This window comes from Phenylobacterium sp. (genome assembly GCF_041920015.1).
Lineage (GTDB): Bacteria > Pseudomonadota > Alphaproteobacteria > Caulobacterales > Caulobacteraceae > Phenylobacterium.
On sequence record NZ_JAYRST010000006.1, the window covers coordinates 44677 to 70590 of the forward strand.

Annotated in this window: 26 protein-coding genes; 18 read left to right on the plus strand and 8 right to left on the minus strand. The window is 70.6% G+C overall.

Going from position 1 to position 25914, the window contains the following annotated elements; genetic code table 11:
- The first annotated feature begins 164 nt into the window (after positions 1-164).
- Genes ACE3TL_RS02635 through ACE3TL_RS02645 form a run of 3 tightly spaced genes read left to right on the plus strand, consistent with a single transcriptional unit; the run spans position 165 to position 4512 of the window.
- On the plus strand, positions 165-887 hold the full coding sequence (locus ACE3TL_RS02635) for a response regulator transcription factor (protein ID WP_374577115.1): 723 nt from the start codon (positions 165-167) through the stop codon (positions 885-887).
- On the plus strand, positions 884-2188 hold the full coding sequence (locus tag ACE3TL_RS02640; protein WP_374577116.1) for a FecR domain-containing protein: 1305 nt from the start codon (positions 884-886) through the stop codon (positions 2186-2188). Before ACE3TL_RS02635 ends, ACE3TL_RS02640 begins: the two co-directional genes overlap by 4 nt.
- Positions 2185-4512, plus strand: a complete 2328-nt coding sequence (locus ACE3TL_RS02645) for a CHASE2 domain-containing protein (protein ID WP_374577117.1) — start codon at positions 2185-2187, stop codon at positions 4510-4512. Before ACE3TL_RS02640 ends, ACE3TL_RS02645 begins: the two co-directional genes overlap by 4 nt.
- An 81-nt stretch (positions 4513-4593) precedes the next feature.
- On the opposite strand, the gene ACE3TL_RS02650 is transcribed toward ACE3TL_RS02645, so the two are convergent.
- The gene (locus ACE3TL_RS02650; protein ID WP_374577119.1) at positions 4594-5100 is read right to left on the minus strand and encodes a hypothetical protein; all 507 of its coding nucleotides are present in this window, start codon (positions 5098-5100) and stop codon (positions 4594-4596) included.
- 444 nt (positions 5101-5544) lie between these two features.
- Between ACE3TL_RS02650 and ACE3TL_RS02655 the strand changes: the two genes are divergently transcribed.
- Positions 5545-5964, plus strand: a complete 420-nt coding sequence (locus ACE3TL_RS02655; protein ID WP_374534972.1) for a helix-turn-helix domain-containing protein — start codon at positions 5545-5547, stop codon at positions 5962-5964.
- A gap of 54 nt (positions 5965-6018) precedes the next feature.
- Here the strand turns inward: ACE3TL_RS02655 and ACE3TL_RS02660 are convergent, their stop codons facing one another.
- Complete coding sequence (locus tag ACE3TL_RS02660; RefSeq protein ID WP_374577120.1) at positions 6019-6222, minus strand: cold-shock protein; 204 nt, start codon at positions 6220-6222, stop codon at positions 6019-6021.
- A gap of 188 nt (positions 6223-6410) precedes the next feature.
- Complete coding sequence (locus tag ACE3TL_RS02665) at positions 6411-7040, minus strand: TlpA family protein disulfide reductase (RefSeq protein ID WP_374577121.1); 630 nt, start codon at positions 7038-7040, stop codon at positions 6411-6413.
- Between ACE3TL_RS02665 and argH the strand changes: the two genes are divergently transcribed.
- Genes argH through ACE3TL_RS02685 form a run of 4 tightly spaced genes read left to right on the plus strand, consistent with a single transcriptional unit; the run spans position 7041 to position 11783 of the window.
- Complete coding sequence (argH, locus tag ACE3TL_RS02670) at positions 7041-8477, plus strand: argininosuccinate lyase (protein ID WP_374577122.1); 1437 nt, start codon at positions 7041-7043, stop codon at positions 8475-8477.
- Entirely contained in the window at positions 8474-8719 is a 246-nt protein-coding gene (locus ACE3TL_RS02675; RefSeq protein ID WP_374577123.1) for a hypothetical protein, read from the plus strand. Before argH ends, ACE3TL_RS02675 begins: the two co-directional genes overlap by 4 nt.
- Positions 8716-10014, plus strand: a complete 1299-nt coding sequence (lysA, locus tag ACE3TL_RS02680; RefSeq protein ID WP_374577125.1) for a diaminopimelate decarboxylase — start codon at positions 8716-8718, stop codon at positions 10012-10014. Before ACE3TL_RS02675 ends, lysA begins: the two co-directional genes overlap by 4 nt.
- A 53-nt stretch (positions 10015-10067) precedes the next feature.
- Positions 10068-11783 carry an ATP-binding protein gene (locus ACE3TL_RS02685; protein ID WP_374577126.1) on the plus strand — a complete coding sequence of 572 codons (1716 nt, stop codon included), beginning with the start codon at positions 10068-10070 and terminating at the stop codon, positions 11781-11783.
- On the opposite strand, the gene ACE3TL_RS02690 is transcribed toward ACE3TL_RS02685, so the two are convergent.
- The gene (locus ACE3TL_RS02690) at positions 11780-12310 is read right to left on the minus strand and encodes a phosphoribosyltransferase (protein ID WP_374577127.1); all 531 of its coding nucleotides are present in this window, start codon (positions 12308-12310) and stop codon (positions 11780-11782) included. The genes ACE3TL_RS02685 and ACE3TL_RS02690 overlap by 4 nt on opposite strands.
- Complete coding sequence (locus ACE3TL_RS02695) at positions 12303-13175, minus strand: DUF3426 domain-containing protein (protein WP_374577128.1); 873 nt, start codon at positions 13173-13175, stop codon at positions 12303-12305. Before ACE3TL_RS02695 ends, ACE3TL_RS02690 begins: the two co-directional genes overlap by 8 nt.
- Positions 13176-13231: 56 nt before the next feature.
- Here ACE3TL_RS02695 and ftsE point away from each other — a divergent pair, with 56 nt between their 5' ends.
- From ftsE to ACE3TL_RS02715, 4 genes are read left to right on the plus strand one after another with little or no spacing between them, the layout of a single operon-like run.
- A complete protein-coding gene (ftsE, locus tag ACE3TL_RS02700; RefSeq protein ID WP_374577130.1) occupies positions 13232-13948 on the plus strand; it encodes a cell division ATP-binding protein FtsE in 717 nt (238 codons plus the stop codon).
- Complete coding sequence (locus ACE3TL_RS02705) at positions 13945-14832, plus strand: cell division protein FtsX (RefSeq protein WP_374577131.1); 888 nt, start codon at positions 13945-13947, stop codon at positions 14830-14832. Before ftsE ends, ACE3TL_RS02705 begins: the two co-directional genes overlap by 4 nt.
- Positions 14829-15449 carry a YdcF family protein gene (locus ACE3TL_RS02710; RefSeq protein ID WP_374577133.1) on the plus strand — a complete coding sequence of 207 codons (621 nt, stop codon included), beginning with the start codon at positions 14829-14831 and terminating at the stop codon, positions 15447-15449. Before ACE3TL_RS02705 ends, ACE3TL_RS02710 begins: the two co-directional genes overlap by 4 nt.
- A gap of 5 nt (positions 15450-15454) precedes the next feature.
- Positions 15455-16165 carry a lysophospholipid acyltransferase family protein gene (locus tag ACE3TL_RS02715; RefSeq protein ID WP_374577134.1) on the plus strand — a complete coding sequence of 237 codons (711 nt, stop codon included), beginning with the start codon at positions 15455-15457 and terminating at the stop codon, positions 16163-16165.
- Between the two features lie 75 nt (positions 16166-16240).
- Here ACE3TL_RS02715 and ACE3TL_RS02720 read toward each other — a convergent pair whose 3' ends face one another.
- Entirely contained in the window at positions 16241-16780 is a 540-nt protein-coding gene (locus ACE3TL_RS02720; RefSeq protein ID WP_374577135.1) for a gamma-glutamylcyclotransferase, read from the minus strand.
- 37 nt (positions 16781-16817) lie between these two features.
- Here ACE3TL_RS02720 and ACE3TL_RS02725 point away from each other — a divergent pair, with 37 nt between their 5' ends.
- Positions 16818-17846, plus strand: a complete 1029-nt coding sequence (locus tag ACE3TL_RS02725; RefSeq protein ID WP_374577136.1) for a DUF2125 domain-containing protein — start codon at positions 16818-16820, stop codon at positions 17844-17846.
- 2 nt (positions 17847-17848) lie between these two features.
- Here ACE3TL_RS02725 and ACE3TL_RS02730 read toward each other — a convergent pair whose 3' ends face one another.
- Complete coding sequence (locus ACE3TL_RS02730) at positions 17849-19096, minus strand: M24 family metallopeptidase (RefSeq protein WP_374577137.1); 1248 nt, start codon at positions 19094-19096, stop codon at positions 17849-17851.
- A 258-nt stretch (positions 19097-19354) separates the two neighbouring features.
- Here ACE3TL_RS02730 and ACE3TL_RS02735 point away from each other — a divergent pair, with 258 nt between their 5' ends.
- The 4 genes from ACE3TL_RS02735 to ACE3TL_RS02750 all read left to right on the plus strand — a co-directional run bounded on the left by ACE3TL_RS02735 (position 19355) and on the right by ACE3TL_RS02750 (position 23100).
- Positions 19355-20104 (plus strand): class I SAM-dependent methyltransferase, encoded by a 750-nt coding sequence (locus ACE3TL_RS02735; protein WP_374577138.1) that lies wholly within the window; start codon positions 19355-19357, stop codon positions 20102-20104.
- 120 nt (positions 20105-20224) lie between these two features.
- Positions 20225-21031, plus strand: coding sequence for a chorismate mutase (locus ACE3TL_RS02740; RefSeq protein WP_374577139.1), 807 nt, complete (start codon positions 20225-20227; stop codon positions 21029-21031).
- Positions 21032-21043: 12 nt separating this feature from the next.
- Positions 21044-22174 carry a histidinol-phosphate transaminase gene (hisC, locus tag ACE3TL_RS02745; protein ID WP_374577140.1) on the plus strand — a complete coding sequence of 377 codons (1131 nt, stop codon included), beginning with the start codon at positions 21044-21046 and terminating at the stop codon, positions 22172-22174.
- Positions 22171-23100 carry a prephenate/arogenate dehydrogenase family protein gene (locus ACE3TL_RS02750; protein ID WP_374577141.1) on the plus strand — a complete coding sequence of 310 codons (930 nt, stop codon included), beginning with the start codon at positions 22171-22173 and terminating at the stop codon, positions 23098-23100. Before hisC ends, ACE3TL_RS02750 begins: the two co-directional genes overlap by 4 nt.
- Before the next feature lie 178 nt (positions 23101-23278).
- On the opposite strand, the gene ACE3TL_RS02755 is transcribed toward ACE3TL_RS02750, so the two are convergent.
- Entirely contained in the window at positions 23279-25309 is a 2031-nt protein-coding gene (locus ACE3TL_RS02755) for an elongation factor G (RefSeq protein WP_374577142.1), read from the minus strand.
- A gap of 156 nt (positions 25310-25465) precedes the next feature.
- Between ACE3TL_RS02755 and ACE3TL_RS02760 the strand changes: the two genes are divergently transcribed.
- A complete protein-coding gene (locus tag ACE3TL_RS02760) occupies positions 25466-25798 on the plus strand; it encodes an SMR family transporter (protein WP_374577144.1) in 333 nt (110 codons plus the stop codon).
- The last annotated feature ends 116 nt before the right edge of the window (positions 25799-25914 follow it).

The window sequence follows — 25914 nt, forward strand, 5'->3', positions numbered from 1 at the left end:
GGGAAGGAAGCCCGCCCCGGGTAGCCCAGAACGGCAAGGGGGCGGCGTAAACTTCTGGAACCTTTACCCTTGTTTACAACCCAGGCGCGGCCCATGCCTGTAACTGTGACCCTGGGCGCCGGTTCTTATGCGGCGTCGATGGCGGTCTGCGGTCTGTATCGAGCATGCGTATGAGAATCGCGGCGTTGGATGACGACGACGCTCAAAGAGAAGCGATCTCGCGATTGCTGGTGGGCGGCGGCCATAGTTGCCAGTGTTTCCACCTGGGCGCTCCGCTGATCGCTTCGTTGCGTCGCGAAACCTTCGACCTGCTCATCCTCGACTGGAACCTGCCCGACATGAGCGGGATCGAGGTGCTGACCTGGGCGCAGAAGAACCTGTCTCCCTGCCCGCCCGTCCTGCTGCTCACCAGCCGCGCGGGCGAGGCCGACATCGTCACCGGGCTGAACAGCGGCGCCGACGACTATGTGATCAAGCCGGTCCAGGGCGGCGTGCTGCTGGCCCGCGTCAACGCCCTGCTGCGCCGGTCCTATCCCGACCGCGGCGCCGGCGGGATCGAGGTCTATGACGACTACAGCTTCAACCTGCCGGCCGAGCAGGTGACCCTTCGGGGCGAGCTCACCCCTCTGACCGCCAAGGAGTTCGGCCTGGCGCTGCTGCTGTTCCGCAACCTGCATCGCGCCCTTTCCCGCGGCCATATCCTCGAGGCGATCTGGGGCCGCAACCCGGACCTGCCGACCCGGACCCTGGACATGCACATCTCGCGCATCCGCACCAAGCTCGACCTGCGCCCGCAAAACGGCTTCCGCCTCGCCCCGGTCTACAGCTACGGCTATCGACTGGAGCGGCTCACCGACGGCTGGGCCGAGGAGGAGAGCGCGCAATGAACTGGCGCCTGGTCGTCGTGGCGGGCCTGGCCCTCGCCGCCCTGCCCGCCATCGCGCAGGCCGCCGATCCGGCCGAGGTCTATGTCGTGAGGCGCGGCGACACGCTCTATGGCCTGGCCCAGGCCTATCTGCTCCAGCCGAGCGACTACCGCGTGGTGCAACGGCTCAACGGCGTGGCCAATCCGCGTCGCCTGGCGGTCGGCAAGCGGCTGAAGGTGCCGGCCGACCTGCTGCGCACCCGTCCGATCGAGGCGCGGATCGGCGCCTATCGCGGCTCGGTGCAGGCCAGCCTCGCCGGACGCGCGGTCCCGCTCGCGGTAGGCGCGACCCTGGCCGAAGGGACCGTGGTCGCCACCGGCGCCAACGCCTTCCTGCGCCTGGACCTGCCGGACGGCACGCGGCTTTCGCTGCCGTCCCAGAGCCGCGTCCGGCTCGGCCGGATGATCGCCGTCGAGATGACCGGCGTGGTCCGGCGCGAGATCAGCGTCGAGGCCGGGCGGCTGGAATCCGAGGTCGTCCCGCTGCGCAATCCGCGCGACAGCTACACCGTCCGCACCCCCATGTCGGTGTCGGCCGTCCGCGGCACGGTGTTCCGCGTCGCCTACGACCCGGCCTCGTCCACCGCCCGGACCGAGGTCGTGGAAGGCGTGGTCGCGGTCGACGCCAAGGCGCAGGAAACCACGGTGGCGGCCAATTTCGGCGCGCTCGTCACCGCCGCGGGCGTCAGCGGCGCCCTGGCCCTGGCTCCGCCGCCGCAGATCGACAATCCGGGCAGGATGCAGGACGAGGCTCAGATCCGCTTCCACGTCGCCGACGGGCCGCCCGCCCGCGCCTATCGCGCACGCCTCGCCGCCGATGCCGGCTTCCTGGACGTGCTGAGCGAAGCCGTCGCCGAGACGCCGGACCTGCAGTTCGAGGACTTGGCGGACGGCGTCTATTTCCTGCGCGTCGCGGCCTTCGACGAGAACGGGCTGCTGGGGGCGCCGGCGACCTACGCCTTCGAGCGCCGCCTCAACACGCTGAACGTCAGCGCGCCGGTCAGCAGCAGCGAGGACGGCGTGCGGCGCTACCGGTTCCGCTGGGCTGCGGCCGGCGCCGGCGAGCGCACCTACCGCTTCCAGCTCCTGCAGCAAGGCGCCGCCGTCCCGGTGGTGGACGAGGCCGGCCTGACCGCCCAGGAATTGACCCTCACCCAGTTGCCGCCGGGCGTGTATGAGTGGCGGGTCATGTCACGCACCTTCGCCGCCGGGCGGTACGTCGAAAAGTGGTCGCCCCTCGAGCGGTTCGAAATCGGCAGTTGAGCGACGACGGGGGCACAGCGCGGCCGCCCGGCCGGTCGGCGCGCCGCAGGGTGACCGCCGAGTGGGCGCTGGTCGCCCTGGCCGCTACCGCCCTGGTTCTGTTCCTGTCCTTCAGCCGGGTCACCGAACGCGCCGACAACGTGGTGTTCGATGCGCTCGCCTCCCTGGGCGTACGCGCGCCCGAACCGCAGATCGTCATCGTCGCCATCGACAACCGCAGCCTGGCCGAGCTGGGCCGCTGGCCCTGGCCGCGCCAGCGTCACACGGCCTTGCTGGAACAACTGGCCAAGGCCGGGCCGCGGGCGGTCGCCTATGACGTCCTGCTGGTCGAGCCCGATCCCGACCCGGCGGCCGACGCCGCCCTGGCCGCCGCCCTGCGCCTCGGCCCGCCGATCTTCCTGCCCCTGACCTTCGAGGTTCCGGGCCGCAACGGCGCGGCCTACGACCTGGTGGCGCCGGTCGAGCCGATCGGGTCGGCGGCCGCGGGGCTGGGCCAGGTGAACGTCGAATTCGACGCCGACGGGGTCATCCGCCGCGCCTACCTGCTCGAACGCGACGGCGACCAGGTCTGGCCGCACCTGATGGAGTTCCTGCGCCGCGCCTGGACCGGCGAGGCCCTGCCCGCGCCCGCCGCTCAGCCCGCGAGGGGAAAGGCGCTGCTGCGCGAGTCGCCGATGCTGATTTCGTTCGCCGGCCCGCCGGGACACTTCCGCACCATCTCCTTCGTCGACGTCCTGCGCGGAGAGACCCCGCCCGAATTCCTGCGCGACAAGCTGGTGCTGGTGGGGGCCACGGGCGACGGCCTTGGCGACCGCTACGCCACGCCGCTGTCGCACCACACCGAGATCATGTCCGGCGTCGAACTGCAGGCCAACCTGCTCGACACCCTGCTCGCCGGGCGGACGGTCAGGCCCGCCCAGCCCGGGCTGCTGGCGGCCTTCTCGCTGGCCCCGCTGTGGCTGGCCCTGGCCGGGTTCCTGTTGTTCCGGCCCCGCCTCAACCTGGTGATGTGGGCTGGCCTCAGCGTCGCCGCCGTCGCGGCCAGCGCCCTCATCCATCTGCACGGCCGGATCTGGCTGCCGCCGACCGCGGCCCTGGCGGGCCTGCTGCTGGTCTATCCGCTGTGGAGCTGGCGGCGGCTGGAAGCGACCAGCGCCTACATGTTCCAGGAACTGCAAGCGTTCTCGCGCGAGCCTGATCTGTTGTCGGCCCTCTCGCGGCCCCGCGGCCCGCCGACCGACGTCATCGACCGCCAGCTCGTGCTGATGCACAGCGCCATCGAGCGGGCGCGCGACCTGCGCCGGCTGGTGCTCGACGCCCTGCACGGCCTGCCCGACGCCACCCTGGTCACCGACCTGACCGGCCAGGTGCTGATCGCCAACCGCGAGGCCGAGGCCCTGTTCCACGCCGCCTCGCCCGAGGCGCTGACCGGGCGGCCGCTCGCCGAGTTGATCGGCCTAGTCGTCCCCGACGCCCCGCCGGAAGCGGCCGACACCAGCCTCGCCCCGACCCTGGAGATCGAACTGGCCGCCCGCGACGGCCGCGCCTTCCACCTGCGCCGCACGCCCCTGTCGGACGAGACCGGCGCCACGGCCGGATGGATCGTCCGCTTCACCGACATCAGCGCGCTGAAAGCCGCCGGTCGCCAGCGCGAGCGCATCCTCGAACTGCTCACCCACGACATGCGCTCGCCCCAGGTCTCGATCCTGACCCTGCTGGGCTCGCCCGGCCTCGGCGCGCCCGCCGACCTGGCCAAGCGCATCGCCGGCTATGCGCGCCGCACCCTGGCGCTCGCGGACAATTTCGTGAACCTCGCCCGCGCCGAAGGCGACCAGTACGCGATCGAGCTTCTCGACCTGGGCGACGTGCTGGTCGAAGCGGTGGACGATCTCTGGCCGCAGTCCTCCGCCCGCGGGATCGAGGTCGTCACCATGGGCCTGGAGGGCGAATATGTGGTGGAGGCGGACCGCTCGCTGCTGACCCGCGCCCTCATCAACCTGATCGACAACGCCGTGAAGTTCTCGCCCGAGCGCAGCCGCATCGCCTGCAGCCTGACGCCGGCCACCCTGGGAGGACGCCCCGCCGTCGCCTGCGCGATCTCCGACCAGGGGCCCGGCCTGTCTGCGGCTCAGATCGGGAGCCTGTTCCAGCGGTTCCATCGCGCCGCCTCGCAGGGCGAGCGCCGCGTCGACGGCGTGGGCCTGGGCCTGTCCTTCGTCCAGGCGGTGATCGAGCGGCACGGCGGCGAAATCGCCTGTTCGAGCGCCCCGGGCGAAGGCGCGACCTTCACCTTGATCTTGCCCCTAGAGCAAAATCCGATCTGACTGGATCGGATTTTGCTCAAGACTCTTTGAATTTGGAGCATTTTCTACACCGAACCGGTATCCACTTCGGCGGAAAATGCTCTAGCGTCTACCAGCGCTTGAACCCGCAAGGCTCGCGGCGACCGCGGCGACCAGCGCTTCCGACCGGCCGCACCCCTCGCCCCGGCCAAGCGCCGAGGCGCGGACCCGATAGGCCTCATGGCCGTCCGCGGCGGCGATGACCCGGGCCTCCAGGGTGCAGATCCTGGCGCTCTTCGGCGCCCACCAGGGCCGCGGCCGGGGCGGCGCCAGCCAGGCCGCGGGCTCGTCCGGCGCGCTGTTTCCCGAATAGGCGCCGACCGGCCACGGCCGCTCGCCCGAGGCGATCTCCAGCAGCAGAGGCGCCTCGGCCCGCGCGGTGTCGACGCCCTGCTCGCGCAGCTTCGAGATCAGCGCCGTCCCGGCGCCCGCCTCGGTGGTCCCGGCCAGGGCCAGGCCGCTCGCCAAGGCAGGCGCCGCGCCCTGCTCGGCGACGTCGACGCCGCCGGTGGCGCATCCCGCCAACGCCGCGACCACCGCCAAACCCGCAACCTGCCGCCAAGTCTTCATGTCGGTACTCGCACTCACCCTGAGCTCAGTATCCCAACAATCGGCGCCCCTCAGAAGCGAAATCGCGCCGGGACCGCCCCGCGCACTCGCGTTTAAGGCGAGAGAACGGCGATATTCTGAAGATTCGATCCAGGTGCGAACTTGGGTAAATTACAACCATACAGATGAAATGCGGGCCAGATACAGGTCCACCGCGGCCGATTTCGGCCACCCAGAGCTCATGCGAAGCGACCTTGGGGCGCGTTTTTCCGCGATTACGAGGTTTTGACACAGCGAGTACTTGCAGCTCGCACAACGCGTTCGCTGAACGCGCTCGGCATTCACCGCACTCGCAACGACGAGTACTCTTTTCAAATCAAGAGGATGGGCCTTAACTCCCTTGAATCCAAAACGAACCTCGGAGCTTCTGCTCCGGCGGCTGAAGTCTTGGATGAGGAGACCACAATGTCTGCTGAGCCTTCGAACAAGACCCCCGACCCGATGGACGTGGCCCTGGGCGCCGCCGTGCGAATCCGGCGGCGAACCATAGGCATGTCGCAGGAAGCGCTCGCGGAGCAATGCGGCGTGAGTTTCCAGCAGATCCAGAAGTACGAGAACGGCGCCAACCGCATCTCGTTCTCGCGGCTGGTCCAGATCGCCCGAGCCTTGCGATGCCGGGTTGTGGACCTGATGGACGTCCTCGACACGCCGGCCGGCGAGGGCGACGTCGACCTCTTGAGCCGCATGCGCACGCCCGGCGCGCTCGAACTGCTCAGCGCCTTCGAGCGGCTGCCTCAGGAGGCCCGCTCGTCGCTGGTCAACCTGCTGCGGGTCATGACCGATCCGGACGCGCCCCAGCGCGGCCGGCAGAAGGAAGTCGCCTGACGAAAAGGGCGCCGGCCGCAAGACCGGCGCCGCAAGTCGTCCTGGCGGCGAGCCTCAGAGCGGCTTGAGATCGACCGCGGCGACCTTGCCGCGCTCCTCGCGCTCCTGGAATTCGACCTTCTGCCCTTCGTTGAGGCTGCGAAGGCCTGCGCGCTCGACGGCGGAGATATGGACGAACACGTCCTTGCCCCCGTCATCCGGCTGGATGAAGCCGTATCCCTTGGTGGTGTTGAACCACTTGACCGTCCCGGTGGCCATGACGCTCTCGTCTCCCTGACAAGCGTTCCGCAAGAGGCGCGCCAGCGCACGCCCCGAAACAATCTCAGTCATCTGGGAAGGTGGGTTCGATCCGCAAGCGCGGGAAGAAGAACGTCCGCAGGCCCAAGTCCGGATTGCGGCGCGAAGGTTGCACACGCACGCACGGCCCGGTCAACGGCGAACGTCGTTCAATTTTCCGCCAGCACCTTGTCTATAAGGGCCTTGGCGTCCTTGCCAGACCAGTCGGCGCCGCCGGCCAGCCGCCCCTTCTCCAGCCCGTCCGCGCCATAGATGATCGTCGTCGGCATCCCCGCCGCCACCGGCTTGAAGGCGAACGGCAGCGCCATCTTGGGATCGTGATAGAAGGCCAGCGGCCCATGCTGGGCGATGAAGGCCCGCGCCTTGGCCTCGTCCTCGGGGCGGTCGATGCTGACCGCCACCACCTCGACCGGCTTGCCCTCGTAGCTGGCGGCCAGCCTGGCCAGGGTCGGCATCTCGATGACGCAGGGGGCGCACCAAGTCGCCCACAGGTTCACCACCGCCACCTTGCCCTTGAAGTCGGCGATCCTGCGGCTCTGGCCGCCCGCGTCCAGGAAGCTTTCGGCCGGCGGCGGAGCGGCCTCCGCCGGAACCACGAACTTGGCCATCTCGCCGCGCGCCAGCGGCTTGAGCGCGCTCTTCTGCTGGGGGGTTATGGAGGCTTGGGCGATGATGTAGACAACCGCCGCGACGCCGACGACGGCGGCGCCCCGCAGACCCCATTTCAGCGGGAAGCCCCCAGGTTCGCCGGCGGACTTCTCTCCAGACTTATCGGTCATATGACGCAAACTTCCTCGACTGCTTCCGGCGACGCCGCCCAGACCCCAGGGGAGGCCCAAGGCCAGGCCATGTGGGGCGGGCGCTTCTCCGCCAAGCCCGCCGAGCTGATGCAGGCGATCAACGTCTCCATCGGCTTCGACAAGCGGCTGGCCGCCCAGGACCTGGCCGGGTCCCGCGCGCACGCGGCGATGTTGCTCAAGCAGGGCGTGATTACAAGCAAGGACGAGGCCGCCATCCAGGGCGGCCTGGCCGCCATCGAGGCCGAGATCGCCGCCGGGACCTTCCCGTTCCGCGACGAATACGAAGACATCCACATGAACGTGGAGGCGCGGCTGCGCGAGCTGATCGGCCCGGCGGCCGGCCGGCTGCACACCGCCCGCTCGCGCAACGACCAGGTGGCGCTGGACTTCCGCCTGTGGGTCCGCGACGCCTGCGACCGCACCATCGCCCAGATCAAGGCCCTGCAGGGCGCCCTGCTCGCCAAGGCCGAGCCGCACGCCGCCACCCTGATGCCGGGCTTCACCCACCTGCAGCCGGCCCAGCCGGTCACCTTCGGCCATCACCTGCTGGCCTATGTCGAGATGTTCGGCCGCGACGCCTCGCGCTTTTCCGACGCGCGCGCGCGGATGAACGAGTGCCCGCTGGGCGCGGCCGCCCTGGCCGGCTCGCCCTTCCCGATCGACCGTCACGCGACGGCGAAGGCCCTGGGCTTTTCCCGCCCCACCGCCAATTCGCTGGACAGCGTCTCGGACCGCGACTTCGCCCTGGAGAGCCTGTCGGCCGCCAGCCTCTGCGCGGTGCACCTCTCGCGCCTGGCCGAAGAGATCGTGATCTGGATGACGCCGCAGTTCGGCTTCGTGAAGCTGACCGACGCCTTCACCACCGGCTCGTCGATCATGCCGCAGAAGAAGAACCCCGACGCGGCCGAGCTGATCCGCGCCAAGGTCGGCCGGGTGCTGGGCTCGCTGACCCAGCTCACCATGGTCATGAAGGGCCTGCCCCTGACCTATTCGAAGGACATGCAGGAGGACAAGGTTCCGACCTTCGAGGCGTTCGACGCCCTGGAGCTGTCGCTGGCCGCCATGGCCGGCATGGTCGCCGACCTGGAGCCGAACGCCGAGCGCATGGCGCTGGCCGCCGGCGCCGGCTTCTCCACCGCCACCGACCTCGCCGACTGGCTGGTGCGCACCCTCGACATGCCGTTCCGCGACGCCCACCACGTCACCGGCGCGGCGGTGAAGCGGGCCGAGACCCTGGGAGTCGACCTGCCCGGCCTGCCGCTCGGCGAACTGCAGGCCATCGAGCCGCGCATCACCGCGGCCGTCTACGAGGTGCTGACGCCGGAGGCCTCGGCCGCCAGCCGCAAGAGCTATGGCGGAACCTCGCCCGAGCAGGTCCGCGCCCAGATCGCGCGTTGGAAGGAGACCCTGCAATGACCCTTCGTCCCGTCGCCGTCGCCGTCCTGGCCGGCGCCCTGGCCCTGGCCGGCTGCGGCAAGCTCGGCGAACTGGAACGCCCCGGCCCGATGTTCGGCAAGGCCGCGACCGACGCCGACGCCGGCTCGGCCTCCTCGCGTTCGGTGCGCACGGTCGACCCGCGCAACCGCAACGACCGGCCGGCCCCGCCGCAGGCCACGCCCGCCGACGCCGCCCAGACCCCCGACGCCGATCCGCGATGAACCATTTCGAGCTCAAGGGCGGCGAGCTCTTCTGTGAAGGCGTCGCCCTCGCCGACATCGCCGCGGCGGTCGGCACGCCGGTCTATGTCTATTCCACCGCCACCCTGGAGCGGCACTACACCGTGCTGCGCGACGCCCTGGTCGCCGAAGGGATCGGGGACGGCCATGGCGGCGAGCCGCTGATCGCCTTCGCCGTGAAGGCCAATTCCAACCTCGCCGTGCTGCGCACGCTGGCTGCGCTGGGCGCCGGCGCCGACACCGTGTCGGAAGGCGAGATCCGCCGCGCGCTCGCCGCCGGAATCCCGCCCGGGAAGATCGTCTTTTCCGGCGTCGGCAAGACGGCCGGCGAAATCGCCTTCGCCCTCCAGGCCGGCGTCGCCGAGATCAATGTCGAATCCGAGCCGGAGATGAAGCTGGTCAGCCAGGTCGCCCGCTCGCTGGGAACCCGCGCCACCATCGCCATCCGCGTCAATCCCGACGTCTCGGCCGGCGGCCACGCCAAGATCTCGACCGGCAAGTCCGAAAACAAGTTCGGCGTCTCGTTTTCCGAGGCCGAGCGGCTCTACGCCAACGCCTCCAACGACGCCGGCCTCGATCCGGTCGGCGTCACCTGCCATATCGGCAGCCAGATCACCGACCTGGAGCCGATGGAGCAGGCCTTCGCCAAGATGCGCGGCCTGGTCGAACGCCTGCGCGGCGAGGGGCTGTCGGTCCAGCGCCTCGACCTGGGCGGCGGCCTCGGCGTCCCCTATTTCAACCAGCCCGAACCGCCGCCGCCCGCCGACTATGCGCGGATGATCGCCAAGGCCATGAAGGGGCTGGACATCGGCTACGCCTTCGAGCCGGGCCGGATGATCGCGGCCAACGCCGGCGTGCTGGTCGCCCAGGTCCAGCACATCCACGAGCGGCCGGAAGGGCGCAGGTTCGTGGTGCTCGACGCGGCCATGAACGACCTGATCCGGCCGGCCATGTACGACGCCTATCACGAGATCGTCCCGGTCCGCCCGCGCGACGGCGAGCCGGTGGTTTACGACGTGGTCGGCCCGATCTGCGAAACTGGCGACACCTTCGCCCGCGACCGCGCCCTGCCGCCGCTGGCGGCCGGCGACCTGGTGGCCTTCCTCAGCGCCGGCGCCTACGGCGCGGTGATGTCCAGCGAGTACAACAGCCGTCTCTTGGTTCCCGAGGTGCTGGTCAAGGGCGGCGCCTACGCCGTGGTCCGCCCCCGCCCGACCTTCGAGGACATGATGGCCAGAGAAGCCCCAGCTCCCTGGCAGCACGCCCCGGCGAGCTAAACCATTCCTGAACCCCCGCCTGCCATCTTGTCGCACCTGAGGCGGGGGCGGCAGTGGCGCTGAACGAGATTCTGGACGACGGCCGCGAAGGCGCCACCCTGCGCATGAGCAAGCGCAGCGCCATCAACCGGCGCGTCATCACGCTCCTGATGGGCGTGCTGCTGCTGGCCGAGTTCGGCTGGGGCGCGGCGATCGCCTGGGGCGCCGCCAGCCTGGTGCTGGAAATCCTGCTGGCGGCCAATCACCGCTATTTCGCCTACTGCCAGGCGGCCGGCCGCAGGGTCTCGCGCGCCCAGCGCCTCGTCACCCCGACGGTCATCAGCCTGACCTGGTCGGGCATGGCCGCCGCAAGCTGGGTCTATGGCTCGGGCCCGATGCAACTCGCCGCCCTGCTGATCCTGTTCGGCATCGTCATCGAGGCCTTGAAGTACGCCGCCCTAAGCCGCGCCGCCTTCGTGGCGCTCATCCCCTGGCCGATGCTCTCGTTGGTGTCGGTGCCGATCCTGCTCACCGGCTTCAGCAGCTGGCGGCTGGCGGTGGTGCTGCTGGCGCTTGCCGGCGTCTGCCTGGCGGTCTTCGATGTCGCGCGCGCGCTGCGCGGCAATGCGCTGGCGCTCGAAAAGGCCCAGGCGCAGGCCCAGCAGGCCAACCAGGCCAAGTCCGCCTTCCTGGCCATGATGAGCCACGAGCTGCGCACCCCGATGAACGGCGTACTGGGCATGGCCCACGCCCTGGCCGCCACGCGCCTGGACCGTCGCCAGTCGGAATATCTCGACATGATCGTCCAGTCGGGCGACGGCCTGATGGCGATCCTCAACGACATCCTCGACCTCTCCAAGATCGAGGCCGGCAAGCTCGAACTCGAAGCCGTGCCCTTCGACATCGACCGCATCGGCCGCCAGCTCTTCATGCTGTGGAGCGAGACCGCCCGCCAGAAGGGCGTGGAGCTGGCCCTGGAGATCGACCCGCAGACCCCGCCCTGGCTGGAAGGCGATCCCCTGCGGGTGCGCCAGATCCTGATGAACCTGGTGTCGAACGCCCTGAAGTTCACCGAGCGCGGCTCGGTGTGCGTCCGCATCGCGCCGCTGAGCGCGCGGGGGCTTGTGATCGAGGTCGCCGACAGCGGCATCGGCATGACCGAGGAACAACTCGGCCGGCTGTTCAGCACCTTCTCCCAGGGCGAGGTCTCGACCACCCGCCGCTTCGGGGGCACCGGCCTTGGCCTCTCCATCTGCCGCCAGCTCTCCGAGATGATGGGGGGCGACATCGAGGTCGAGAGCCGCCCCGGCCACGGCTCGACCTTCCGCGTACGCCTGCCCTTGCCCGCCACGGCCCCGGCCAGCGGCGAAGAGGAGGTTCCGGAGGTCGCCATGGAGGAGGTCTGCGTCCTGGTCGTCGACGACAACCGCATCAACCGCACCGTCGCCCAGGCGGTGCTGGAAGCGGCCGGCGCTCAGGTCGTCGCCGCCGAGGATGGTCAGGACTGCCTGGACAAGCTGCGCGCCGGCCGGTTCGACATCGTGCTGATGGACATCCACATGCCGCGGATGGATGGCGTCGAGGCCCTGCGGCGCATCCGGGCGGGCGAGGCCGGCCCCCGCGCCATCCCCGTCCTGGCCCTCACCGCCGACGCCATGTCCGGCGAAGGCGAACGCCTGGTCGCCCTCGGCTTCAACCAGGTCCATCCCAAGCCGATCCAGCCGGCCGACCTGCTGCGCGCGGTCGCCGAACTGACCGCCCAACGCGCCCTGCTGGCGGCGGTGTCCTAGTCCAAGGCTCCGACATAGGGCAGGCCGCGCAGCGCGCCGGCCGCATCCATGCCGTAGCCGACCAGGAACCTCGCCGGCGCTTCCCAGGCGACGAAGTCTGGAGTGATCGCCCGGGGCGTGGGCCAGGGCTTGGTGGCGAACACCGCGGTCAGCACGCGTTTCGCCCCGGCGTCATTGACCAGCCTGTGGGCCTCCGACAGAGACAGGCCGGTGTCGATCACGTCGTCGATCACCAGCGCGGTGCGGCCGGCCAGCGGCCTTTGCAGGTCCGCCCGCACTTCGCAGCGTCCGAGACTGGCGCGCTCGTCGCCGTAGGAGGCCAGCCACAAGGCGTCGAAACGCACGAACCGCCCGGCGCGCGCCAGGGCCCGCGTCAGGTCTGAGGCGAACCACAGCCCCCCGGTCAGCAGGCAAACGGCCACCGTCTCGTCGTCGATCTGCGGGGCGATGGCCTGCGCCAGGGCCTCGACCCGGCGGGCGACCTCGGCCTCGCTCAAGAGGACGGTGGGGGTGCGGGCCTCAGTCATGGGCGGGCGCGGGCAGGGCGTCGGGGCTGCCGGGCGCGAGCGGCTGCGCCTCCATCACCAAGGGCGGCGGCGCGGGCGCGGCGGTGGGGCGCAGGGCGGGCGCCTGGGAGCGCGAGACCGGCGCGGGGTCGCTCTGCTGGACCTTGACGCCCAGCGGCTCGCGCGGCGCGAAGGCGACCTCCAGCTCCTTGGCGCGGGCCGGCGGGTCCAGGAGGGCGATGGCGAAATGGCGGGTCTCGCCGGGCGGGATGCGCGCGTCGGCCGGCCGGGCGATCTTGGTCGCGATGGCCTTGCCCTCGGCGTCCAGCAGGCTGATGCGCAGCGGCGGGGTCACCACCGGTTCGTTCTCGATGTTGCGGATCATGCCCGACACCGCCAGCGCCGCATGGCCCTCCTGCAGCGACGGCTCGAAGCGCACGCCCTCGATCACCAGGCCCAAGCTGTTCACCGGCAGACCGACGCCGGCATAGGCGCTGGCCGTCCGCGGCCAGAGGCGCACCACATCGACGCGGAAGATCACCGCCAGGGCCAGGATCAGCACCAGGGCCGCGGCCATGCCCGCCCAGATCACCCCCGTCGCGGCGGCCTCGCGCACCTTGCGTTCGGTGTCGGCCTTGGCGCGGAAGACCTTGGGCAGGTCCTCGCCGGACAGCTCGCGGACCGGCGCCTCATCGATCTCGGACGCCACGTCCGGCTCGGGCGCGAACGCCGTCTCCGGCTCGGACGGCGCAGGCTCCAGAGCCTGGTCTAGAGACGCAGTCCATCGCGCGCCGCAATTCGCGCACTTCACCAACCGGCCATCCGCGGGGATCTTGGAATCGTCCACGAAATAGCTGGTGGCGCAGTCTGGACAGGTCAGTATCATGACAGCCGAATCGGACGCTCCAGCAACCTCCACCGAGGTCGCCGATTTCGGCCCCCATGTCCAGAAACCCGAACGCCCCAGGCGCAAGCGGCGCCGATCGAGCCATTGTCCGTTTCGACGATGTGTCGATGCGTTACGGCCGCGCCCCGGAGACCCTCAAGGACATCAGCCTGGCCCTGGAGCCCGGTTCCTTTCACTTCGTGACCGGGGCCTCGGGGGCCGGCAAAACCTCGCTGCTCAAGCTGGTGTTCCTCGCCGCCCGCCCCTCGAAGGGCCTGCTGCACCTGTTCGGCCAGGACGTCGCGGCCGTGCCGCGCGAGGAGCTTCCCTTCCTCCGCCGCCGCATCGGGGTGGTCTATCAGGAGTTCAAGCTGCTCGATCACCTCTCGGTGTTCGACAACACCGCCCTGCCGCTGCGGATCGAGGGCCGCAAACCGGACACCTATCGCGACGACGTGGCCGAGCTCCTGGCCTGGGTGGGCTTGAAGCACCGGATGCAGGCCATGCCGGCGACCCTGGCCGGCGGCGAGCGCCAGCGCCTGGCCATCGCGCGCGCGGTGGTCAACCGGCCCGAGATCCTGCTGGCCGACGAGCCGACCGGCAATGTCGACCCCGACATGGCCCTGCGCATCCTCAAGCTGTTCGTCGAGCTGAACCGCCTGGGCGCCACGGTGCTGTTCGCCACCCATGACGAGGACCTGGTCGCCCGCTCGGGCATGCCGGTGCTGCATCTCCAGAACGGGCGCCTGACCGCGCCGGGAGCGCGCCAGTGAGCGATTTCGACGTCGCCCGCTGGCGCCCGGCGCCGTTCCTGCCCGAGGCGGATGCGCGGGACGGTTCGCTGACCTTCGTGGTGGCGGTCCTCTGCTTCCTCGCCTGCCTGACCTTGCTGAGCCTGCTGGCCGCCGACCGCGCCGCCCGCGACTGGACCCGCCAGCTCGAAGGCCAGGCCACGATCATCGTCCGGCCCAAGGCCAACGAGACCCCCGACGGCGCGGCCGCCCGCGCCGCCGAGACCCTGGCCGGCGTCGACGGCGTGGCCGAGGCCCGCGCCATGGAGCCCGAAAAGGCCGAGGCCCTGATCGCCCCCTGGCTGGGCGACGCCGACCTCTCGGACCTGCCGGTCCCGCGGCTGGTCGCCGTGCAGTTGACCCGCGAAAAGCCCGCCGACGCCCAGGCGCTCGACCGCGCCCTGAAGGCCCAGGGGCTGGATGCGGTGGTCGACGACCACACCACCTGGATGGCCGACATCCAGCGCGCCGCGCGCCTGGCCCGCCTCGCCGGCCTCTTCGTGTTCGCCCTGATCGCGGTGGCCGCCGCCGCGGTCATCGCCTTCGCCACCCGAGCCGGCCTCGCCGCCCGCCGCGAAGTGGTCGAGGTGCTGCATCTGTCGGGGGCCGAGGACGGCTTCGTCGCCCGGTTGTTCCAGGCCCGCTTCGCCCGCATGGCCGCCCACGCGGGCTTGTTCGGGGCCGGGGCCGCGGCGATCATGGGCGCCGTTTTTCGCTTGGCGGGGGGAGGCCAGGGATTGACGCCGGTATTGCCCATCGCCTGGAGCGACCTGCTGTTCGTCGTCCCCGCCCCGCTGGCCGCGGCCGGCGTCGCGGCGGTCGCCGCGCGCTTCACCGCCCTGGCGCTGATCCGGGACCTGGCGTGAGGGGCCTGGTCGCCATCCTGGTCGCGGTCGCCATCTGGGCCGCGGGCCTGCTGGCCTTTGCCGAGCGCGTGCAGCGCTCGACGCCCGCCGCCGATCCGCCCGCCGCCGACGGCGTGGTGGTGCTGACCGGCGCCGGCTCCAACGCCCGGATCGCCGCGGCCATGAGCCTGCTGGAGGATGGCAAGGGCCGTCGGATGCTGGTCTCGGGCGTCAGCCGCGAGGCCTCGCGCGAGGACATCCGCGTGGTCAGCAAGGCCGCGCGCCGGCTCTACGACTGCTGCGTCGACCTCGGTTTCGACGCCGCCAACACCCTCGGCAACGCCCGCGAGACCCAGGAATGGGCGCGGGCCATGCGTTACGACCGCCTGATCGTGGTCACCGCCGACTATCACATGCCGCGCGCCATGCTCGAACTGCGCGGGGCCATGCCCGACAAGCGCCTGACGCCCTATCCGGTGGAGACGCCGGTCATCAATTCCGCCCGCTGGTGGCGGACCACAGGGGCGGCGCGCTTGATGGTGCTGGAATATTGCAAGTATCTGGCGATCCTGGGTCGCGAGGCGGTCCTCGGCCTCGGTCCGCGCGCGGACGCCGAGCCCGCCGCGAAGAAAGGCTGACCTGCTTGACCGCCCTGCGCTCTCTCCTGTTCGTCGCGCTGTTCTATCTGTGGTCGGCGGCGCTGGCGGTAGGCGCCGCGCCGATCTGCCTGCTCGGGCCCCGCCGCTGGACCATGGAGATGATGCGCCTGTGGGCCAAGGGCATCATCGTCCTGCTGCGCGTCGTCTGCAGCGTCCGCGTCGAGATCCGCGGGCGCCAGCACATCCCCACGGGCGCCGCGGTCCTGGCGCCCAAGCATCAGTGCATGTTCGACGTCTTCGCCCAGTTCGCCGTCCTGCCCGACGCCTGCTTCGTGATGAAGAAGGAGCTGATGTGGATTCCGTTCTTCAGTTGGTACGCGATCAAGGCGAAGATGATCGTGGTCGACCGCGACGGCCACTCCGCGGCCCTGCGCAAGCTGGTCAAGGACAGCCAGGAGCGCTTCGCCCAGGCCCGCCAGGTGATGATCGCGCCGGAAGGCACCCGCATGGCCCCCGGCGCTGCGCCCGACTACAAGCCCGGCATCGCCGCCCTCTACCGCGAGATCGACGTGCCGGTGCATCCGGTGGCGACCAACGCCGGCGTGCACTGGCCCAAGCACGGCTTCCTGCGCAAGCCGGGAACCATCGTCTTCGAGTACCTGGAACCCATCCAGCCCGGCCTCAAGCGAGCCGAATTCATGCGCACTCTCCAGGAACGCCTGGAAACCGCCTCCACGGCCCTGCTGCCGCTCTAGCTGCGTTCGGAGAGCCTAGATGCTTCCCCTCTGGGGGAGCATCTGAAGAAGCGGACGCCCGCGGTGGAGGGAACGTCAGCCGGCGGCCAGTTCCCGCGCCTCGACCATACCCAGCAGCCGCTCCATCGCCACGTCGCGCACACCCTGCTGGCGCAGGTGCACGACCAGGTCGCGCAGGTAGTCGACATTGCGGCCCGACAGGCCTGTGGCGCCGGCGATCAGCTCGGCCTGCCGCTCGGGGCTGAGCGCCCCGGCCCACTGCGGATGGCGCACGTCGGAGAGGAACACCAGAGTTTCGAGCCTGCGCCCGTCCGCCAGCCGGATCGCCGCGCGGGCCTCGATATAGGTCTCGGTCGGCTGCTCGCGTTCGCGCAGATAGGCGTAGGTCGCTTCCCAGTCGGCCTCGGCGATGCGATAGGCCGCGCCGCGCACCGCCCCGCCGGGCGCGAGGCCCAGCACCAGGCCCGGCCGCTCATAGGTGCCGCGATGATGCACCGAATAGATGCAGAACGCGCGCCGCCGCCCGTGTAGGGTGGCCTCCTGGCGCTCCACGAACTCGAACCCCGGACGCCACATCAGCGACCCGTAACCAAAGACCCACCGCTCAATCGACATGGCCCGCCGCGACAACTCCGCCCCGCCTGCTTCCCCTGTGCCCGATCAGGCGGGCCGCCGCAAACCCGGACGCGCCGGCCTCATCATTCCGTTCGCGATCGCCGGGGTCGTCGTCGTCGCCTGGAGCGGCCTTTGGCTCTACGCCCGCAGCGAGGCGGTCAGGCAGATCGACCAGGGCGCCGCGGCCCTGCGGGACGCCGGCTACGACGTCGCCTGGAGCGAGCGGAGCATCGGCGGCTATCCCTTCCGCCTGAACGTCGCCTTCAAGGACGCGCGCGTGCGCGAGCCGTCCGGCTGGGCGATCTCCGCCCCGAAGCTGGAGGGCCAAGCCTTCCTGCACGGCCTGGGGACCTGGGTGATCGCGACGCCCGCCGGCCTCACCTTCACCCGTCCGCTCGGCGGCCCGGTCAACGTCACCGGCGAGGTGATCCACGCCAGCCTCTCGCACCTCGACAAGCCACTGCCGAACCTCTCGTTCGAGGGGACCAAGCTCGCCTTCGCCCCCGAAGCGGGCGCGCAGCCCTTCGCCCTGACCGCCGCCGACCGGGTCGAATTCCACCTGCGCCCCGGCCCGGACGACCAGGCCGCGGTGTTCTTCAAGGTCGACGCCGGCAAGGCCCGCCTCTCGGGCCTGTTCGCGCGGATCGCCGGCGACAAGCCGATCTCGATCACCTGGGATTCGATCCTCTCGAAGGTCAGCGCCTTCAAGGGCCGCGACTGGCCCGACGCCGTGCGCGCCTGGACCACGGCGGGCGGACGCATGACCGTCCGCCAGGCCGGCGTCACCGCCGGCGAAGCCGTGCTGGGCGCCCAGGGCGGAACCCTCGGGGTCGGCTATGACGGCCGCCTCAGCGGCTCGCTCGACGTCACCCTGCGCGAAGCGCCAAAGGCCCTGGACGCGATGGCCCAGACTGGAGCCATCGCGCCGGAAGCGGCCATGGCCGCCTCGGCGGTCGCCGTGGCCCGCCAGGGCTCGGGCGATGTCGCCAGCGCCAGCATCACCTTCCAGGCCGGCCAGACCACGCTTGGCCCCGTCGCCATCGGCCCGGCGCCCAGGGTCTATTAGGGTCAGCCCATCGGATCGTCGATCGAGGCCGCGGGCTTGGAGAACCAGCGCGGCCCTTGCGCGGTCATGTGGAGACAGTCCTCCAGCCGCACGCCGAACTTGCCCGGCAGATAGAGCCCCGGCTCGTTCGACAGGCACATGCCCGGCGCCAGCCTCGTCTCCTCGCCGTGCACGAAATTGACCGGCTCGTGACCCTCCATGCCGATGCCGTGGCCGGTGCGGTGCGACAGGCCGGGCAGGCCATAGCGCGGGCCATAGCCCAGGCTTTCGTAGTAGCGCCGCACCGCATCGTCGACCGCGCCGGCCGGCGTACCGACCTGGGCGGTCTCGAAGGCGATCTGCTGGCCCCTGGCCACCTCGTCCCAGACCTTGCGCTGCTCGGCGGTCGGCTCGCCGAACACGAAGGTCCGCGAGATGTCGGCCTGATAGCCCTCGACCGTGCAGCCGCAGTCCATCAACACCACCTCGCGCTCGCGCAGCACCTGGCGCTGGCGCGTGCCGTGCGGATAGGCCGCCGCCTCGCCGATCAGCACCATGGAGAACTCCGGCTTGCCGCCCAGGGCGGCCGTCGCCTTGCTCATGATCGCCCCGATGTCGGCCGGGGTCATGCCCAGCTCGACCTTCGAGTAGGTGTAGCGATAGGCCGCCACCGTCACCTGGGCGGCGATCTCCATCAGGGCGATCTCGGCCGGCGACTTGATCATCCGGCAGCCGCGCACCACCGGCGCGCCCGGCGCGAACCTGGCGTTCGGCAGGCGGCGGGCGAGGCCTTCGCTGACGAAGTAGCGAACGGTCTCCTCCACCCCGATCACGCCGCCGGCCAGCTTGCGCGCCTTCAGCCAATCGGCCATCGGCGCGGCGGGGTCCTCGTCCTCCTGCCAGACCCGCACGTCGGCGGGAACCGCCAGGCTCTCGCGCACCGAGGGCTCCTCGAAGTGCGGCGTGACGATCAGCAGGTCGCCTTCCACCGGAATGACCAGGGCCGTCACCCGCTCGCTGCGCCGCCACTGGACGCCGGTGAAATAGGTCATGGAGGCGCCAGGCTCGATCACCACCGCCGACAGGCCCTGGGCCTTCATCAGCGCCTGGGCCTTGGCCACCCGCGCCAGCCGCTCGGCCGGCGTGATGGGAACGGCCGCGCCGGTGATCCGGCTCAAGCCCTCGACCTGGGCGTTCGCCATCCCGCCCAGGGCGGCGGTCACGCCCAGCCCCGCTACCCCCGCCAGCATGGCCCTGCGATTGACGCGCATCTTGCTCTCTCCCCGCACCTGCGGCGTCGACGGCGCCGCTTGGGCTGTTTTTTGGGCGCGATTTGACCTAGAGCGCGTTAGGGCGAAGTGTAAGCGGTTCGCCCGCCCGAACGCGCTCTACAGGCTTGATTTAGAGCCCTTTTCAACGGGTTTGGGTGATTCCACCAAACCCTAAAGGGCTCTAGGCTCAATCGCAATTCCCGCGGGATTTCGCCTGGCGCGCCGATGAGTGCGAAGGGCCTTCAAAGGAGGACCACCATGTTCAAGCTCACGCGATTGCTGGCCGCCGGCGCTGCGTCCTTCGTCATCGCCTCGACCGCTTCGGCCGCGCCGGCCGACATCGCCGCGGCCCTCGCCGACCCTGCCCGCCCCGCCGAGGACGTGGCGCGCGACGCCGCCCGCAAGCCGGGCGAACTGCTGGAAATGATGGGCGTGAAGGCAGGCGACAAGGTCGCCGATTTCGTGATCGGCGGCGGCTACTTCACCCGCATCCTCTCGGCGGCGGTCGGGCCGAACGGCCAAGTCTACGCCTACCAACCGGCCGAGTTCATCGCCTACCAGGCCTCGTACGGCGAGGCGCTCAAGGCCGTGGCCGCCCAGCATCCCAACGTCACGCCGCTGGACGCCGGCCTCCAGGCCTTCGACCTGCCCGACGGCCTGGATGGCGTCATCACCGTCCAGAACTATCACGACCTCTATCTCAAGGCCTTTCCGGCCGGCACGGCCGCCAAGGTGAACGCCGAGATCTTCAAGTCGCTGAAGCCGGGCGGCGTCTTCCTGGTGGTCGATCACCAGGCGCTCGCCGGTTCGGGTACGGACGCCGCCGCCACCCTGCACCGCATCGATCCGGAGGCGGTCAAGACGGACCTCGCCGCCGCGGGCTTCAAGCTGGAGCGCGAAAGCAGCCTGCTGGCCAACTCCGACGACCCGCACACCGCCAACGTCTTCGACCCGGCCATCCGCGGCAAGACCGACCAGTTCACCCTGGTCTTCCGCAAGCCGAGCTAGGCCGATCGCCGCGCCTGAGCCGCCGCGCGGCCGCCGATGCAACTTTTTTGCGGCCAAGGGGCCTATTGCGCCTTGGCCCGCAATGACCTAAGCGCCGAACCTTCGTTTTCGGGGGAAAGTATGGCGAACGCCGATCCCAAGACAGCCGCGCCCAGCCTCGAGGACGTGCGCGCGCGCATCGATGCGATCGACGCCCAGTTGCTGGCGCTGGTGGATGAGCGGGCGGGGCTGGCCGTGCAGGTCGCCGCGGCCAAGGCCGCCGCCGGCGACGGCGACAAGTTCGCCCTGCGCCCGGGCCGCGAGGCCCAACTCCTGCGCCGCCTGCTCGACACCCCGCGCCAAGCCGCCCGGCCGAGCCTGGTGGTGCGGCTGTGGCGCGAACTGATCGGCGACAGCCTTTCGCGCCAGGGGCCTTTCCACATCTCGGTCTATGGCGGGCGCGACAGCGGCCGCGCCGTCGAGGGCGCACGCCTGCGCTTCGGCGCGGCCCCGCCCCTGCGCCAGGTCGCAAAGCCGGAAGACGCCATCGCCGCGGCCAAGACGCCGGGCGGGGTGGCGGTGTTGTCCCTCGCTTCCGAAACCCCCTGGTGGGGCCGCCTGCTGGTCGAACCGAACCTCAAGGTCTTCGCCGCCCTGCCGTGCCTGGCCGCCTGGGGCCCGCGCGCGGCCCTGGCGGCGGCGCAGGTCGAGGTCGAGCCGACGGGATCGGACCTGACCTTCTGGGTCACCGATGCGGGCGGATCGGCGGAGGCTGTCGAGGCGGCCCTGGGCCGCGACGGCGTGGCCGGCGACCTGATCGCCGAGGCCGGCGGCCTCAAGCTCTTCGCCCTCATGGGCTTCTACCAGGCCGACGACGCCCGCCTGGCCCGCGCGCCGGGCCGCCTGACCGGCGTCATCGGGGCTGCGCCCGCGCCCATCGACGTGTAGAACCCGCGGGCCATGTCCGACACCGATTTCGACCGCGCCGCCGCCCCGCGTCCCACGCCCAAGCGGGGCATCCTGGAAATCGCCGCCTATGTGCCCGGCCTCTCCAAGGTCGAGGGAATCGAGCATCCGCTGAAGCTCTCGGCCAACGAGAACATCCTCGGCTCCAGCGAAAAGGCTCGCGAGGCCTTCGCCGGCGCCTTCGACAGGCTGCAGATGTATCCCGACGGCCAGTCGAACGAGCTGCGCGACGCCATCGCCGCCCACTTCGGCGTCGAGCGCGAACGCCTGATCGTCGGCTGCGGCTCGGACGAGATCTTCCACCTGCTCTGCCAGACCTATCTCGAACCCGGCGACAACATCGTCCAGGGCGAATTCGGCTTCGGCGCCTATGCGATCTCCGCCCGCGCCTGCCAGGCCGAGGTCCGCTTTGCGCCCGAGCCCAACTACCGCATCGACGTCGACGAGTTGCTGAAATTGGTCGACGCGCGCACCCGCATCGTCTTCATCGCCAATCCCGGCAATCCGACCGGCACCTGGATCAGCGGAGAAGAGGTGCGCCGCCTGCAGAGCGCCCTGCCGCCCAGCGTCATCCTCTGCCTGGACGGCGCCTATTGCGAGTTCTGCAAGGACCCGCGCTTCGAGGACGGCATGTCCATGGTGCGCGAGTTCGACAACGTCGTCGTCACCCGCACCTTCTCCAAGCTGCACGGCCTGGCCGCCCTGCGCGTCGGCTGGGCCTACATGCCCGCCGAGATGGCCGGGGCGATGGACCGCATCCGCCTGCCGTTCAACGTCAATATCCCGGCCCAGCTCGCCGCGGTGGCCGCGCTCGCCGACCTCGAGTTCCAGCAGCGCTCGCTGGACCTGGTCGAACAGTGGCGTCCCTGGCTGATCCAGCAGCTCGGCGGCCTGGGGCTGGAGCCGGTGCCCTCCTCGGCCAACTTCGTGCTGGTCGGCTTTCCGAAGACGCCGGGCAGGACCGCCAGGGAGGCCGACGCCTTCCTCACCGCCCGCGGCCTGATCGTCCGCTATGTCGGCGCCTACGGCCTGCCCGACCACCTGCGCATCACCATCGGCCGCGAGGCCGACAACCGCGCCGTCGTCGAGGCGCTGGGCGAGTTCATGAAGGGGCCGGCGGCGTGAGCGTGATCTATCCGCGCATGGCCGTGATCGGCTGCGGCCTGATCGGCTCGTCGGTCATCCGGGCGGCGCGCGAGGCCGGCGTGGTCGGCCACGTCTTCGTCGCCGACGCCAGCGAGGCGCACCGTGCGCGCATCGCCCAGCTAGGCTACGCCGACCAGGTGACCGGCGACGTCGGCGAGGCGGTGAAGGACGCCGACCTCGTGGTCCTGGCCGTGCCCGTCCTGGCCATGGGCGAGGCCGCCCAGGCCGCCGCCGCCGCCCTGAAGTCGGGCGCCACGGTCACCGACGTCGGCTCGGTGAAGGGCAGCGTCGCCGAGGCCATGGCCAAGGTCCTGCCCGACGACGTCTTCGTCATTCCCGGCCATCCGATCGCCGGCACCGAGCATTCCGGCCCCGACGCGGGCCTGGCCGAGCTGTTCCAGAACCGCTGGGTGATCCTGACGCCGCAGCCGCGCGACGACGCCCCCTATGTCGAGGCGACCGGCCGCCTGGCCGAGTTCTGGCGCGCGCTAGGCGCCAATGTCGAGCAGATGGACGTGCGCCATCACGACCTGGTGCTGGCCGTCACCAGCCACCTGCCCCACCTGATCGCCTACAACATCGTCGGCACCGCCGCCGACATGGAGGAGGTGACCCAGGCCGAGGTGATGAAGTATTCGGCCGGCGGCTTCCGCGACTTCACCCGCATCGCCGCCTCGGACCCGACCATGTGGCGCGACGTCTTCGTCGCCAACCGCGAGGCGGTGCTGGAAATCCTCGGCCGCTTCACCGAAGACCTCCAGGCTCTGTCGCGCGCCATTCGCTGGGGCGAGGCCGACAAGCTGTTCGACCTCTTCACCCGCACCCGCGAAATCCGCCGCGGCATCATCGCCGCCGGCCAGGAAAGCGCCGAACCCAACTTCGGCCGCGACCGCGGCAAGCACTGACTCCGCGTCAATTCCTCCCCCCGCTGGGAGAGGTGGCGCGCGTAGCGCGACGGAGGGGGCCTGCTGAGGCAGACGTGCCCCTCACCCGGCCATTCGGCCGGGAGCTCCCCCAGAGGGGGAGCATCGGCTCCGAACCGCCCCGCCCGCGCCCTATGCCGCCCTCCAATCCGCCTTCCCTCTACGCCCCCGCCGGTTCGCTCTTCGTCACCTGCTCGGCCAGGCGGCCCGGCAGTTCGGCCATGTGGTCGAACTGCGCCGTGAACTCGCCCAGGCCCTGGGTCAGGCCGCGCAGTTCGACGATCAGGTCCTGGCGCTCGGCCCTGGGCAGGCAGACCTCGATCTCGTCCCAGCCGGCCCAGCCCTCGCGCGGATGGAAGCCGAGGATCTGGCCCCGCCGCGCACTCACCGCCTGGGTGATCTTCGAGGTCGAGGCCTGGGGCGCGCGGATGACGATCTTCTCCACCGGCTCCAGCAGATAGGGCGTCCCGGCCCGCAGGCCCTCGCTCATCGCCAACCGGCCTGCGGCGCGGAAGCTCATCTCCGAGGAATCGACGCTGTGATAGGAGCCGTCGACCAGCACCACCTCGACATCGGTCACCGGGAATCCCAGCGCGCCCCGCTCCATGGCGTCGCGCACCCCCTGCTCCACCGAGGGGATCCACTGCTTGGGCACCACCCCGCCGGTGATCTTCTGCGAGAAGGCGAAGCCCTCGCCACGCGGCCGCGGACGGATTTCCAGCACCACGTCGCCGAACTGGCCGTGGCCGCCGGTCTGCTTCTTGTGACGGCCGCGCTGGGTCACCGGCTTGCGCACCGATTCCTGGTACGAGACCTTGGGCCGGGCGGTCGCAGCCTCGACGTTGAAACGCCGCTTGAGCCGATCGATCACCACATGCAGGTGCGCCTCGCCGCGGCCGGCCAGGATGGTCTCGTGCGTCTCCGGGTCCTGGCCGATGGCCAGAGCCGGGTCTTCTTCGGCCAGTTTCAGCAGCGCCGCCGACAGCCGCACGTCGTCCTTGCGGTCCTTGGCCGAGATCGACATCGCATAGAGCGCCGGTGGCGGGCTGGCGGCCTCGGCCCAGCTCCGCGGCTGGCCGTCCAGCGACAGCACCGCCCCGGCGGAGGCCGCGTCCAGTTTGCCGATGGCGACGATCTCGCCCTCGCGCGCGCGGTCCGTCTTGCGCCCGCTCGCGGTGGTGAAGACGGTGAGCCCGCCGGCCCGCGCCTTGCCGCCGTCGCCGAAGGTCAGCTCGGCCCCGTCGCCCATCTCGCCCTGCATCACCCGCGCATAGGCGAGCTTGCCGGCCTGGCCGGCGTAGGACGTGCGGAAGACATAGGCGCACGGCCCGTCCAGCCCCATGCGCGCGCGCGCCGCCATCACGTCGGGCGTCTCGTGCCGCAAGGCCTTCAGCAGCCGCCGCACGCCGAAACCGTTGAGGGCCGAGCCGAAGAACACCGGCGTGATCAGCCCCTGGGCCAGGTCCGCGACCAGGTCCGCGAACACCGCATCCCGGCTCGGATCGAGGTCCGAGAGCAGTTGCTCCATCAACTCGTCGTCGAAATCAGCTAGTTGCTCGAGCATGTGGAAGCGGGCGTCCGCCTCCAGCGCTGCGACGTCGCCGGCAAGATCGACCTGCCGGCTCGGCTGGCCGGGGCGGTAGACGAAGGCGCGCTCCAGCGCCAGGTCCACGAAGCCGGTCACCTGCTCCTTCTCGACCAGCGGAATCTGCCGGGCCACCAGCCGGTTGGCCGAGGCCGGGGCCATGGCCGCCAGCAGTTCGTCCAGCCCGCCTCGGGCCTGGTCGATCTTGTTGACGAACACCGCATGCGGAATGCGCCGCTGCTCCAGTTCCTTGAAGATCGGCTGCAGCAGGGCCGCACGCGTCGGGTTGGGATCGGCGACGACGATCGCCAGGTCCACCGCCGGCAGCACATAGTCCTCGCAGCCGGCGAACTCCGGCGATCCGGGGCAGTCGATCAGCCCGTATCGGTCGCCCATGAACTCGAAGCCGGCGACGTTGAACTCCACGCTCTGGCCTCGCGCCCGAGCCTCTGGCGAGGCGTCGCCGACGCTGGTCGAACCCACTTCGCCCTGTCGCGGGACCGCGCCCGCGGCGAACAGCATGGCTTCCATGAGGGTTGTCTTGCCGGCCCCCGCCGCGCCGACCAGCGCGATGGCGCGTGCGGAACCGGAACCTGGTCTGCCCATTTGCAGGCCCTCCCAAGCTCTAGAGGCGCCCGCCTCGTTGGGAGCGGGCGCATGTGACCCCGACCGGCTCCTATGCTTCCACCCGCGTCGGGCGTAGCGCAAGGCTTGGCCGCGCACCGCGAAACACGCCATCGTGTTCGCCGATCGGAGACGCAGATGAATGGATACGCCTGGCTGGCCATCGCCATCGTCGCCGAGGTGATCGGCACCTCCACGCTGAAAGCCTCGGAGGGCTTCACCCGCCTCCTACCGTCGCTCGTCACCGCGGTCGGCTACGGCGTAGCGTTCTACTGCCTGTCGCACTCGATGAAGACCGTGCCCGTCGGCGTCGGCTACGCGATCTGGTCGGGCGTGGGCGTCGTGCTCATCACCGCCATCGCCTGGGTCGCCTTCAAGCAGCGCCTCGACCTGCCCGCCCTGGCCGGCATGGGCCTGATCGTCTCAGGCGTGTTGGTGATCAACCTGTTCTCGAAAAGCGCAGGGCACTAGATCGTGCTTGGATTTGATTGAATCGCGGGATTCCGGTTTTGGGCGGATCGTGATTCAAGATGTGGGCTGGGCGGAGGCCAGCCTGCATGGTTCGACCCTATTCGATGGATCTGCGA